A 12,200-nucleotide genomic window follows, 5' to 3' on the forward strand; every position below is an offset into this window, starting at 1 on the left:
TAGCGCAGCGTAACCCACTACCTTTTCTCGTGTGGCACCGAAAGTGTTGGGTTACGCCCAACAGACGCGCTTTGCGCATCTGCTGGGCTAACCCACCCTACGGCACTTCCATCAATCCTTCGGGCGCAGCTTCTCGACTTCGGCGTCACTCGGCAGATAGTCCGAGCCCTTCTTGTAGACCGAGTCCACCATCACGCCCTTGCCGTCCTTCAGCGCGGTCTTGCCGACATAGGCACCGAGCGTCGACTGGTGGTCGATCTTGCGGAAGGTGATCTCACCGAGCGGCGACGGCATCGAGAGGCCTTCCGCCGCGGCGATCAACTTCTCCGGATCGGTCGAGCCGGCCTTCGCCAGAATCGCGGCCGCCGACTTGATGGTCTGGTAGCCGACGATCGAGCCGAGGCGCGGATAGTCGTTGTACTTGGCCTGATAGGCCTTCAGGAACGCGTCATGCTCGGGCGTCTTGATCGAGTACCAGGGATAGCCGGTGACGATCCAGCCCTCGGGCGTCTCGTCCTTGAGCGGATCGAGATATTCGGGCTCGCCGGTCAGGAACGACACGACCTCGCGCCCCTTGAACAGGCCGCGGGTGTTGCCCTCGCGCACGAGCTTCACGAGGTCGGCGCCGAAGGTGACGTTGAGGATCGCTTCCGGATTGGCGGCGGCAACAGCCTGCACCACCGGACCCGCGTCGATCTTGCCCTGCGGCGGCCACTGCTCGTCGACCCACTGGATGTCCGGGCGCTTCTCCGAAATCAGCTTCTTGAACACCGACACCGCCGACTGGCCGTACTCGTAGTTCGGCGCGATCGTCGCCCAGCGCTTCGCGGGCAGCTTCGCGGCAGCCTCCACCAGCATCGCAGCCTGCATGTAGTTGGAAGGCCGCAGGCGGAAGGTGTACTTGTTGCCCTTCGACCAGGTGACGGCGTCCGTCAGCGGCTCGGCCGCGAGGAAGAACACCTTCTTCTGGTTGGCGAAGTCGCTGACCGCGAGGCCAATGTTCGACAGGAACGTGCCCGCCAGCATCGCCACGCCCTCGCTCGAGACGAGTTCGTTGGCCGCGGTCTGCGCGTCGGCCGGCTTGCCGCCGTCGTCCTTGGAGATGACGACGAGCTTCTTGCCGTTGATGCCGCCGGCCGCGTTGATCTCTTCGACCGCGAGCTGCCAGCCCTTGCGGTAGGGTTCGGTGAAGGCCGGCAACAGCGAGTAGCTGTTGATTTCGCCGATCTTGATGTCCTGCGCCATCGCCGAATGAGCCATGCCGCCCGCCAGAAGCGCGAAGGCCGCGCCGACGAAATAATTTCTTGCTCGCATCCCAACCTCCAGTTTTGAACTCTCTACGTTTTCAGCGCGATGATGTCGGAGTAGCTGTGCCCGCTATCTCAGACCGTCTTCGCCCTTGACCTCCGCAACCGTCAGCCCGCCGACGCGCGGCAGCGGACGGCCGCTGTCGGTGACGGCGACCGCGACCATGATCTCGTTGGCGCGCGGCGCGTCGTTGATCTGCACCTCCATGCCGTCGAAGTGACTGCGCACGAAGGCTGCGTCCTTGTGACCAAGCGGAATATCCAGCGTCGTGCCGGGACCGCTGCGCTTCTTCGACGACGGGATCAGCGCGGCGCCCTTGCCCAGCACCTTGCGCACCGGAGCGCCCATCTTGGGGTGAAGGATCGCAGCCGCGTGTTCCAGCTCGCCATTCTCACCGACCGCTGCGGCCTTGCCGTAGCTCTGCGCCTTCGAACCGTCGATGCCGAGCGCGACCACAGCGCGCTTCGACAGCAGCTCACCAAGTTCCTCACCGATCGCGATCAGCGGCGAGAGGTCCTCGACGTATTTTCCGGCGAAGGGATTTTCGATCACGGCGATGGCCGCGGCGCGCCTTGTCGGCGGCGAGACCTGGCGGCCCATCTCCATCTGCGTCTCTTCGACGACGGTGACGATCTTACGGATGATCGCGCTCATGATTGTTTCCCTTGGTCTCTTCCCTGCTCAGGCATGAACCGCATTCTCCAGCACCAGCGGGCGCGATCTCTGCAGTTCAATATCTTTCGGTCCGATGACAAGCATATCACCACAAAGCTGCAACACGGCATCCTCGATCAATCCGCGATCGAATAATTGCCGTGCACATTCCGCGCCAGATTCCAGCGCAGCCGCGATCTCGGTCTGCGACAATTCACCGATATCGCGGGTCACCAGGCGTGCGCCGAGATCGCTGTCGAGCTGAAGCGCGTTCGCGGGCTTGCGGATGATGGCGGGATGTCCGGGCAGGTCGACCGCATTGGCGATGATCGTAGCCGCCGCATCGGCCTGCGATGCCGTCGCGGCCAGCACCGTCACCGCGTCCGCGATGCCGAGCGAAAAGCTGCGGCCATGGCGCCCGCTGGTCGCGATGCCGCGCACAGGGTCATTCGCATCGACCGTCATCGTTCGCATCACGCCGTCGCGATCGGGCCGGTCCATCAGACCGACGGAGAAGTGCTCGCCCTGGCCGAGGTGGAGCGCAATGTCGCCGCCATTGTTGACATACGCACGATCAAGCGACGCAGCACCGAGCATTGCGCCGAGGATTTCCTCCGCCACGCTGCCGGCGACGGCCGCCATCGGCGTGATGAAGCAATCGGCCGCATAGGGCGCGACGGCGGCGTGCATCCGGCGCGCGACAACGCCCCTCAGCAAGGTCCGCTGCTCAGCCGCCGACCGCAAATCCGGCAATTCCGCACAGAGCTCATCGAGCAGGCCGGTGAAACGGCGCGCCGCCGCCTCATAGGCAGCCCGCACCTCGTCCGCGCGCCCCCTCGCCTCGACGATTAGATCAATGGGACCATCCTGCAAATGCAGCCGCCGGCCATCAGACAGCAATGCGATTTGCGGGAGCCTGGTCATGCCCGCGGCCCCGGAATCGGGTTCTGCCAGGGCAATTGGCGGACATCATCGCCGTTCTTCACCTCGGAGAGCGGCTTTACATAATCCATGTGCCCGCCGAGCGCGGCGTAATCGGACAGCTTCATCGTGAACTCGATCGGCGCGACCAGCGCCGGCGTCGGCACGTAGCCGAAGGCGCCCGCCGGCATCTGCGTCACGTCGACCATGTAGGTGATGCCGCCGCCCGGCCAGACATAAACAGGAGCGCCGCCACTGGTGACACGCGTCAGCGCATCCTTCACCGAACGCGTCAGCCGCACCGGATTGTCGGTGACCCCCGCGCGCAAGGAGCCGCCGGCCCCCGCCATGAACAGCACCGTGCACAGGGCAGGCTCGCAATTCTCCTGGATGCGCTCGACCGAAAACTTCAGCTCATCGGGCATCTCGGCCTCGACCGGATTCAAGGTCGCGTCGAGCACGTAGTAGGACGAATGCTCGCCGGTCGTGGAGACCATCAGCATGGAGAGGCCCACCCTGGCCTCCTTCGCGTCGAACGGCCCGAGAATGGAGAGCGGATCGGAGATGTTGGTGCCGCCCCAGCCGGTGCCGGGATCGGCAACCTGGAAATAGCGGCCGGGGGTCGAGCGGCGCCCCTTCATCTTGATGCCGGTGTCGGCGATGTCGAGGAGCTTGCCGGCCTGGTGCTCGCTGAGCACGCCGGTGATGTGGTCGTCGACCACGACGACCTCGTCGACCTTGCCGTGCCACTGTTTTGCGAACATGCCGATCGTCGCCGAGCCGCAGCCGACGCGCATGCGCTCTTCTTTCATGCCGTTGACGATCGGCGGCTGGCCGGCCTGCACCACCACGCTCGCGCCGCCGTCGATGGTGAGCTCCACCGCCTTGCAATTGGCGAGATCCATCAACGTGTCGCAGGTGACGCGGCCCTCTTTTTTGGAGCCGCCGGTGAGATGATGCACGCCGCCGAGCGACAGCATCTGCGAGCCGTATTCGCTGGTGGTGACATGGCCGACAGCCTCGCCCTGCGCGCGAACGGTCGCGGTCTCAGGCCCGAGATAGCGGTCGGTGTCGATCTTCACCTTGATGCCGCAATACGAAAAGATGCCCTCGGTGACGACAGTCACCATGTCGACGCCGTCGACCTCCGCGGAGACGATGAACGGCGCCGGCTTGTAGTCGGGATAGGTCGTGCCCGCGCCGATCGCGGTGACGAAGGTCGAGGGCTCGTGGACGATCTTGCCGTCCCAATCTTCGGTGCGGCTGAACGGGACGAGCTTGCCACCATGCGAGACCGTGCGCTCGAGAATGATGTGCGGATCGACGCGGACGAGCTTGCCGTCGTGATTGGCGTAGCGATCGCAGGCGCCCGCCGCGCCCGGTTTGATGTAGCACATCACCGGACAGGCATCGCAGCGGATCTTGTCGGCAACAGCGCTCGTCGTTTCCATCACCATGTCAAAGCCAGCGGACACCGCGGTTATCATTCGTATACGAACGATGGTGCGCGTGCTCCCGAAGGCTGTCAAGCGGCGGTGCATCGCAAAAGATGCGACTGCCGCATAAAACCTCATTTGCCTACCCACCCTGTCCACAAAGCGGGCAATCGCGCTGCACTGCGGCATGCCGACTTGCACGTTTGTGTACAAACGGTATCGTCACGACTTGGATTTCGAGCGATGTGGAATTTTTGCGATCTCGTGATCGCGGGGCTTGGGAACGAGGATGATTCAAACACCGATCCGCCTCACCGTGAACGGCAGGATCCACGACGTGACGGCAGCGCCGCAGACGCCGCTGCTCTACGTGCTGCGCAACGATCTCGGTCTCAACGGCCCGAAATACGGCTGCGGCTTGGGTGAATGCGGCACCTGCACCGTCCTGATCGACGGCGTGGCCGCACGCTCCTGCGTGATTCCGATCGCCGGTTGCACCGGCCGCGACATCGTGACGCTCGAAGGCCTCGGCACGCGCGACAAGCCCGACGTGGTGCAGCAGGCCTTCATCGACGAGCAGGCGGCGCAATGCGGCTACTGCCTCAACGGCATGATCATGACCACGAAGGCGCTGCTCGCGATCAATCAACAGCCGACCGAGCAGGAGGCGCTTGCGGCGCTGCGCTACAATCTCTGCCGCTGCGGCACGCATGTCGAAATCCTGCGCGCGGTGATGCGCGCCTCGGGCCAGCTCGCCGAGGCCGGTGATTGATGGCCTTCCCTCTTCCGAATGAAGCTGAGCGGCAACCGGGCTCGCTCGTCGTCGTCCGCACGGTGGACGAGGTCACATCCGAGACCTTCGTCCGCATCACCGCGGACGGTTCGGTCAGCGCCTATAACGGCCATGTCGATCTCGGCACCGGCATCCGCACCGCGCTCGGGCAGATCGTCGCCGAAGAGCTCGACGTCTCCTTTGCCCGCGTCGTCGTGGTGCTCGGCGACACCGCATTGGTTCCGAATCAGGGCGCGACGATCGCAAGCGAAACCATCCAGATCACTGCCGTGCCGCTGCGCAAGGCCGCCGCCCAGGCGCGCCACTTCCTGATTGCGCGGGCGGCCGAGCGGCTGGAGCTGCCCGCGGCCGACTTGCGGATCGAGGACGGCCTCGTGCGCGGGCGCGACAACCGCAGCGTCAGCTATGGCGAGTTGATCGGCGGCGAGACGATCCGCCTCGAGCTTGCCGACGACGTCGCCTTAAAGCCCGTCGGCGACTACGCCATCGTCGGCCAGTCGATGCCGCGCGTCGACCTGCCCGCCAAGGCCACAGGTGAGCTGACCTTCGTGCACGATATCCGCGTACCCGGAATGCTGCACGGCCGCGTGGTGCGGCCGCCCTATGCCGGCGTCGATGCCGGGCCGTTCGTCGGCACCAGCCTGATTGCCGTCGACGAATCGTCGGTGCGCGACATCCCCGGCCTTATCGCCGTCGTGCACATCGGCGATTTTGTCGGCGTCGTCGCCGAACGCGAGGAACATGCGATCCGCGCGGCGGAGCAGCTCGCGGTGAGCTGGCGGCCGACGCCCGCACTCACCGACCTCGCCGATGTCGAGACAGCGCTGCGCGCCAATCCGTCGACGCCGCGCACGCTCATCGACAAGGGTGACGTCGACGCGGCGATATCAGGCGCGGCCAGGCCGATGCAGCGCACTTACGTCTGGCCGTACCAGATGCACGCCTCGATCGGCCCGTCCTGCGCGGTCGCCGATTTCAGGGACGGCAATATCCGCGTCTGGTCGGGCACGCAGAACCCACATTTGCTGCGCGGCGATCTCGCGCTGCTGATCGAGCATCCCGAGAGCGAGATCGAGGTCATCCGGCTGGAGGCGGCCGGATGCTACGGCCGCAACTGCGCCGATGACGTCACCGCCGATGCGCTGCTGCTCTCACGCGCCGTCGGCCGGCCCGTCCGCGTGCAGCTGACGCGCGAGCAGGAGCACGCCTGGGAGCCCAAGGGCACCGCGCAGCTCATCGACGTCAAGGGCGGCCTCGACGCCGACGGCGGCATCGCGGCTTACGATCTCGCTACGCGCTACCCCTCGAACGCCGCGCCGACGCTTGCGCTCCTGCTCACCGGTCGCGTTTCATCCGAGCCCGCGGTGCTGCAGATGGGTGACCGGACCGCGATCCCGCCCTACGACTACGACCACATGCGCGTCGTCGCGCACGACATGGCGCCGATCGTGCGCGCGTCCTGGTTTCGCGGTGTCTCGGCGCTGCCGAACACCTTCGCGCATGAATCCTATATCGACGAGGCCGCAACCGAGGCCGGCGTCGACCCCATCGAATACCGCCTGCGCTATCTCAAGGACCAGCGCGCGGTCGATCTCGTCAACGCGGTCGCCGAGCGCGCGGGCTGGACGCCGCGGCCGGTCCGCGAAGAGAAGAGCGGCGAGATCGTGCACGGTCGCGGCTTTGCTTACGCGCTCTACGTCCACAGCAAGTTTCCCGGCTACGGCGCGGCGTGGTCGGCCTGGGTCGCGGACGTCGCGGTCAACAAGACCACCGGCGACGTCAGCGTCACCCGCGTCGTCGCCGGGCAGGACTCCGGCCTGATGATCAATCCGGACGGCGTGCGCCACCAGATCCACGGCAACGTCATCCAGTCCACCAGCCGCGCGCTGATGGAGGAGGTCTCGTTCGAGCGCGGCGCGGTGGCCGCGCGCGAATGGGGCGCTTATCCGATCATCCCTTTCCCCGACGTGCCTAAGATCGACGTCCTGATGCTGCCGCGGCCGGACCAGCCGCCGCTCGGCGTCGGCGAGTCCGCGTCGGTGCCGAGCGCGGCGGCAATTGCCAATGCGATCTTCGATGCCACCGGCGTGCGCTTCCGCGAGCCGCCGTTCACGCCGGAGCGCATCCTGAAGGGCCTGCACGGCGAGACATCGCCCGTGCCGCAGGCCCTGCCCGCCCCCACCGCGCCGCCGCCGTCCCGCATCTGGCAAAATCCGTTCGCCAGGCCCGCCGGCATCGTCGCGACAATTGCCGCCGTCTGCACCGCCGCGATCGGCATCGGCGCAGCTCTCCTGCCCGGTCGTGCCATCGTGCCGATCGCCCGGCCCGATGCGTCGGTCTATTCGGCCGCGACGATCGCCCGCGGCCAACAGCTTGCCGCACTCGGCAATTGCGCCGAGTGCCACACCAGCCTCACGGGCGCGCTCAACGCCGGCGGCCGTGCGCTGGAGACGCCGTTCGGCACGATCCACAGCACCAACATCACGCCCGATGTCGAGACTGGCATCGGCGCCTGGTCCTACCCCGCCTTCGAGCGCGCGATGCGCGATGGGCTGCATCGCGACGGACGACAGCTCTATCCCGCCTTCCCCTACCCGCATTTCGCCAAGACCAGCGACGCCGACTTGCAGGCGCTCTATGCCTATCTGATGGCACAGCCCTCGGTGCGGGCGACGGCGCCGCCGAATGCACTCGCCTTCCCGTTCAATCTCCGCCCGCTGCTCGCAGGCTGGAACGCGCTGTTTCATCAGACGAAGGAGTTCAAGCCCGATACCGCCAAATCCGAGGCCTGGAATCGCGGCGCCTATCTCGTCGAGAGCCTCGGCCATTGCAGCGCCTGCCATTCTCCGCGCAACGCGCTCGGCGCCGAGCAGCGGAATGCCTATCTCGCCGGCGGCTTTGCCGAGGGTTGGGAGGCGCCGCCGCTGAGCTCGCTGTCGCACGCACCGATCCCGTGGAGCGAGGACGAGCTGTTCGCCTATTTGCGCACCGGCCAGTCGCGCTATCACGGCGTCGCCGCCGGTCCGATGGCGCCGATCGTCAAGGATCTCAAGGCCCTGCCCGATCACGATATCCGCGCAATGGCGGTCTATCTCAACTCGTTCAACGACGACGTGGCCGATGCGCCCGCACTCGCCGCGAAACTCGAAAGCGCAACGCAAGTCACCACCGCTGCCTCCACCGGCGCGCGCCTCTACCAGGGCGCCTGCGCCGTCTGCCACGAGGTCGGCGGCCTGCCGCTGTTCGGCAGCCGGCCCTCGCTCGCGCTCAACAGCAACCTGCACAGCGCGACGGCGGACAATCTCGTGCAGGTGATCCTGCACGGCATTGCCGATCCGGTCTCCAGCGATCTCGGCTACATGCCCGCCTTCAGGAACAGCATGAGCGACGCGCAGGTCGAGGAGCTCGTCAGCTTCCTGCGCAAGCAGTTCGCGCCGGACAAGCCGGCCTGGACTGGTGTGCGCGAGGCCATCGCACGCGTGCGGATTTCAAGCCGTTAATCGTGCTTCTTCACTTCCACCGGCGGCGTGCCGTGGGTGTGAAACGACTCGATCGTCTTCAACCCCCAGGCCTGGCCTTTCTTGCGCTCCTCCTCGGTCCACACGATCGGCTTCCAGTCCGGCGCGAGGATCAGGCGCGCGCCGGCGTTGGCGACCTCGACGCGGTTGCCGCCGGGCTCGTAGACATAGAGGAAGAAGGTCTGCTGGATCGCGTGCTTGTGCGGACCGGTCTCGATGTGGACGCCGTTCTCCAGGAAGATGTCGGCAGCGCGCAGAATCTCCTCGCGGCTGTCGAGCGCGTAGGTGACGTGGTGGAAGCGGCCGGGCACGCCTGAATGGTCGAGCGAATAGGCGAAGTCGTAGCTCTTGTTCGACATCGTCAGCCACATCGCCGCTTCCCTTCCGTCATTGAGCACGATCTGCTCGGTGAGGCGGCAGCCGAGATAGTTTTGGAAGAACTCGCGATTGGCCTTGATGTCGACGGCGAGGCAGTTGAGATGGTCGAGACGACGGACATTGACGCCGCGTGCGGGAAAGCGCTGCGCCTGGTTCTTCAGCGCAGGCTTCAGCTCCGGCGGCGCCTGATACCATTCGGTCTCGTAATAGAGCTCGACGATATGGCCGTCGGGATCGCGGCAGCGGAAGGTCGGCCCCTGCCCCATGTCGCCGTCGATCCAGCCGATGTCGAAGCCGGAGCCCTTGAGCGCGGCGACGCGCCGCTCCAGCGCCTGCTGACTGCGGGCGCGTAGCGCCATATGCTCCATGCCCGATGTCTTGGAGGCCGTGAGCTTGAGCGAATAGCGCTCGTAATCGTCCCAGCCGCGCAGGTAAACGGATTCACCCTTCTGCCCGCTCACGGTCATGCCCATGACGTCGACGAAGAATTTCAGGCTCTCGTCCGGCTTCGGCGTCAGCAGTTCCATATGGCCGAGATGGGCGAGATCGAGGATCGGTTCGGGCTGCATGGTCTCCTCCAGGGCTTGGCTGCGATCCCTCTCACGGGATCGCGCAATCGGGCGCAGGCGCAAATGTCGATGGCTGCGCCGGGCGGCGCAGCGGGCCGCAGGCTCATTTGTACTAATGTACAAATGATTAGGTCCCGTCAACAAATTCAGTCCCGGCGTACCCCGGTACGGTCGCGACGACGAAGCCGACGGGCGCGGCAATTTGCCGTCCGAACAGGTTTATGCCGGCGACAAGCGCAATCTTACGATGTAACGTGGGGCATTCGTTTTGCCGGGAGTTGGGGGAAGCTCGATGGCCAAGCAATCCGGGAGCACGCAGCCGTCCGGCAATTCAGCGTCAGGACGCATCGCCACGATACGCGCGGCGGGGGTGCCCGATACGTCCGTCACTCATCCCCAGCAGCTCCCGCGCCTGGCACAGGAATGGACCTATCTCCTGCGGGTGCGCTCGCGATGGGCGTCCGATGTCGAGCTGCGCAAGTCCATCGCCAAGCGCGCAGTCGAGGGCCTCGAAAGCGTTGGCGTCTCGCTTGAGCGGCTGCGCGAACTGGCGAAAGCGGATCGCATCGAGATCGAGCTGCACGACTGGAATCGTCAGGACGCGCAGATCTGCGCGATTCATGAGGCGGCCTGCGAGATTCCCTGGGAATACCTGCTCAGCTCCGGCACACGCGCAGAAGGCCGTTACAACAGCGTCTTCATCTCGCGCCTCTTCGACAACGGGCTGGCGCGGGTGAGACCGCATCCACCGACCAGCGTTCTGTTCGTCGAGAGCGCGCCCGGACGGTTCAAGGACAAGTACGAATTCGAGGACGAGGAAGATCGCATCAGCGCCGCCGTCGGTGCTCCCAACAAGCCGGATGACGACAAGTACCGGACGATTCTCCGCACCCCCCAGAAGAGTGAACTCGCCGATAAGGTTGGCGGCGCCAACTGGGAGGCGATCCACGTCACGGGAATAGACACCCATCAGGCCGGATGGGTGATCGACGATTTCTACGTGGACATGAAGAAGAAGAACAAGCCGCTGTTCGAGAGTCTGATCGACTCGGCCGGCCGGCTGGCTGATGGAATGATCCTTCGCCAGGGTCACGAGAGCGAGCTTCCCGTTCTCTACGACGAGCTGGCCAAGGTCCTGGTGGGCCCAACGCCGCCCCGGATCGTCACCCTCAATCTCTACTATTCCGGTGCACGCATTGCGCGTGAGCTGGTCAGAAACAAGGCCCACGTCGCCCTCGGATTTCTCGATGAGATCGACGATGAACTGGCGGAGCTGTTCTTCCAGGCCTTCTACTGGAATTGGTGCCATGGAGAAAACAACAAGATCCTTTCGATCCCGGATGCATTCCTGAAGGCCTGGGAGGCGATGCCCCTGGACAAGGTGCACGGCACGTCGATCGTGATCTGGATGGGGCGCAGCGTCTTCGAGCCCGGCAGCAAATCCATCAGCAAAACGGCGTCGAAACCATCCCCCGCAAGGAAGAAAGCGTCTCCCCGAAAGAAGAGGGCAGCCAGATGAACCAGATTCAGGTCGATCTGGAAGTGCCGGAGGAAGTCAACTACTCCCTGCTCCATAACAACAGACCCCTGCTCGACAAGCTGACGCTGACGCGGCTGGTTCGGGACCCCGTTCGTGCGATTACGATTCAGGTCGAGCTCTGTGTCGGGGCCGAGAACTACCCCTACCGTTACACGATCGCGGAGATGGAGGAGTTGCAGCTCCCGCTGTCCTCCGACGTGATCATCCCCCTCACCGCCAGCTTGACCCGCTCGCTGCACGAACGGGTGCAGTCCGCCGTCTACGTCAAGGTGACTTGCGCCGGGCACACCGTCTTCGAGGACACCAGACGCGTCACGCTGATCCCCGTGGACGAATGGCTCGACGACACCGAGAACAATCCATGGCTGCCGTCTTTCGTGTTGCCGCGAGATCCCGCAATCCTGAAGATCATCCAGGCTTCGCGGCGTTACCTGATCGGCATCCTCGACGATCCCGCCGCAGGGTTCGACGGCTATCAGCAGGGCGTGCAGCGCGCCGTCGATCGCCAGGTGCAGGCGATCTGGACCGCGCTCGTGAACGAGTACCGCCTGCAGTACATCAACCCACCGCCGGCCTATTCGGAACAGACGCAGCGGCTGCGCACCCCGAGCGAGATCGTCGCGTCCAACACCGGCACCTGCATCGACCTCGCGCTGCTGCTCGCCTCCTGCCTCGAATATGTCGGCATTTTCCCGGTCGTGGTCCTGCTCACCGGTCACGCCTTCGTCGGCTATTGGCGATCCGAAGAGGCTCACGACGACTTCAAAGGTGTGGTGAAAGTGCCCGCCACGGTGCCCGCCATCGGCGATGCCGCGACCCGCGACGCAGGATTGTGCTACGTCGATCCTTATGGCTGGCGGCTCACCAGGATGAGCTACACCGAGGTCATGGCCTATGTGACGTCAGGCGATCTCGTGATGCTGGAGGCCACCTACCTGACGGGAGCCTACGGGTTCAAGGACGCGCAAACCGAAGGTCGGGCCAACCTGCGCAGCCAGAAGGAGTTCGACAGCCTGCTCGACATCCAGCGCGCGCGCGAATTGAACGTCACACCGCTTCCGATCATCAACGAATGACGGCATC

9 protein-coding genes are annotated in these 12,200 nt (G+C 65.1%); 4 read left to right on the forward strand and 5 right to left on the reverse strand.

Going from position 1 to position 12,200, the window contains the following annotated elements:
* Window positions 1-111: 111 nt before the first annotated feature.
* The 4 genes from F8237_RS03095 to F8237_RS03110 all read right to left on the reverse strand — a co-directional run bounded on the left by F8237_RS03095 (window position 112) and on the right by F8237_RS03110 (window position 4,340).
* Window positions 112-1,314 carry an ABC transporter substrate-binding protein gene (locus tag F8237_RS03095; protein ID WP_151642346.1) on the reverse strand — a complete coding sequence of 401 codons (1,203 nt, stop codon included), beginning with the start codon at window positions 1,312-1,314 and terminating at the stop codon, window positions 112-114.
* Between the two features lie 63 nt (window positions 1,315-1,377).
* Complete coding sequence (locus F8237_RS03100) at window positions 1,378-1,962, reverse strand: amino acid synthesis family protein (RefSeq protein ID WP_151642347.1); 585 nt, start codon at window positions 1,960-1,962, stop codon at window positions 1,378-1,380.
* A gap of 27 nt (window positions 1,963-1,989) precedes the next feature.
* Window positions 1,990-2,886: a UPF0280 family protein gene (locus F8237_RS03105; protein ID WP_151642348.1), complete on the reverse strand. Its 897-nt coding sequence runs from the start codon at window positions 2,884-2,886 to the stop codon at window positions 1,990-1,992.
* Entirely contained in the window at window positions 2,883-4,340 is a 1,458-nt protein-coding gene (locus F8237_RS03110; RefSeq protein ID WP_201280203.1) for a 6-hydroxynicotinate reductase, read from the reverse strand. The genes F8237_RS03105 and F8237_RS03110 overlap by 4 nt, the downstream gene beginning before the upstream one ends.
* A gap of 268 nt (window positions 4,341-4,608) precedes the next feature.
* Between F8237_RS03110 and F8237_RS03115 the strand changes: the two genes are divergently transcribed.
* Both F8237_RS03115 and F8237_RS03120 read left to right on the forward strand, forming a co-directional pair.
* A complete protein-coding gene (locus F8237_RS03115; protein ID WP_151642350.1) occupies window positions 4,609-5,091 on the forward strand; it encodes a (2Fe-2S)-binding protein in 483 nt (160 codons plus the stop codon).
* A complete protein-coding gene (locus F8237_RS03120; RefSeq protein ID WP_151642351.1) occupies window positions 5,091-8,612 on the forward strand; it encodes a molybdopterin cofactor-binding domain-containing protein in 3,522 nt (1,173 codons plus the stop codon). Before F8237_RS03115 ends, F8237_RS03120 begins: the two co-directional genes overlap by 1 nt.
* On the opposite strand, the gene F8237_RS03125 is transcribed toward F8237_RS03120, so the two are convergent.
* Window positions 8,609-9,577: a catechol 2,3-dioxygenase gene (locus F8237_RS03125; protein WP_151642352.1), complete on the reverse strand. Its 969-nt coding sequence runs from the start codon at window positions 9,575-9,577 to the stop codon at window positions 8,609-8,611. The two genes, F8237_RS03120 and F8237_RS03125, sit on opposite strands and share 4 nt — an antisense overlap.
* Window positions 9,578-9,869: 292 nt before the next feature.
* Between F8237_RS03125 and F8237_RS03130 the strand changes: the two genes are divergently transcribed.
* Complete coding sequence (locus tag F8237_RS03130; RefSeq protein WP_151642353.1) at window positions 9,870-11,096, forward strand: hypothetical protein; 1,227 nt, start codon at window positions 9,870-9,872, stop codon at window positions 11,094-11,096.
* A complete protein-coding gene (locus tag F8237_RS03135) occupies window positions 11,093-12,193 on the forward strand; it encodes a hypothetical protein (RefSeq protein ID WP_151642354.1) in 1,101 nt (366 codons plus the stop codon). The genes F8237_RS03130 and F8237_RS03135 overlap by 4 nt, the downstream gene beginning before the upstream one ends.
* Window positions 12,194-12,200: the final 7 nt, after the last annotated feature.

The organism is Bradyrhizobium betae, assembly GCF_008932115.1.
Lineage (GTDB): Bacteria > Pseudomonadota > Alphaproteobacteria > Rhizobiales > Xanthobacteraceae > Bradyrhizobium > Bradyrhizobium betae.

Excerpts from the sequence above, each read along its gene's own strand:
- F8237_RS03120 (WP_151642351.1), top strand. The coding sequence starts at position 5,091 with ATGGCCTTCCCTCTTCCGAATGAAGCTGAGCGGCAACCGGGCTCGCTC.
- F8237_RS03110 (WP_201280203.1), bottom strand. The coding sequence starts at position 4,340 with ATGGTGATGGAAACGACGAGCGCTGTTGCCGACAAGATCCGCTGCGAT.
- F8237_RS03130 (WP_151642353.1), top strand. The coding sequence starts at position 9,870 with ATGGCCAAGCAATCCGGGAGCACGCAGCCGTCCGGCAATTCAGCGTCA.
- F8237_RS03105 (WP_151642348.1), bottom strand. The coding sequence starts at position 2,886 with ATGACCAGGCTCCCGCAAATCGCATTGCTGTCTGATGGCCGGCGGCTG.
- F8237_RS03115 (WP_151642350.1), top strand. The coding sequence starts at position 4,609 with ATGATTCAAACACCGATCCGCCTCACCGTGAACGGCAGGATCCACGAC.
- F8237_RS03100 (WP_151642347.1), bottom strand. The coding sequence starts at position 1,962 with ATGAGCGCGATCATCCGTAAGATCGTCACCGTCGTCGAAGAGACGCAG.
- F8237_RS03135 (WP_151642354.1), top strand. The coding sequence starts at position 11,093 with ATGAACCAGATTCAGGTCGATCTGGAAGTGCCGGAGGAAGTCAACTAC.
- F8237_RS03125 (WP_151642352.1), bottom strand. The coding sequence starts at position 9,577 with ATGCAGCCCGAACCGATCCTCGATCTCGCCCATCTCGGCCATATGGAA.
- F8237_RS03095 (WP_151642346.1), bottom strand. The coding sequence starts at position 1,314 with ATGCGAGCAAGAAATTATTTCGTCGGCGCGGCCTTCGCGCTTCTGGCG.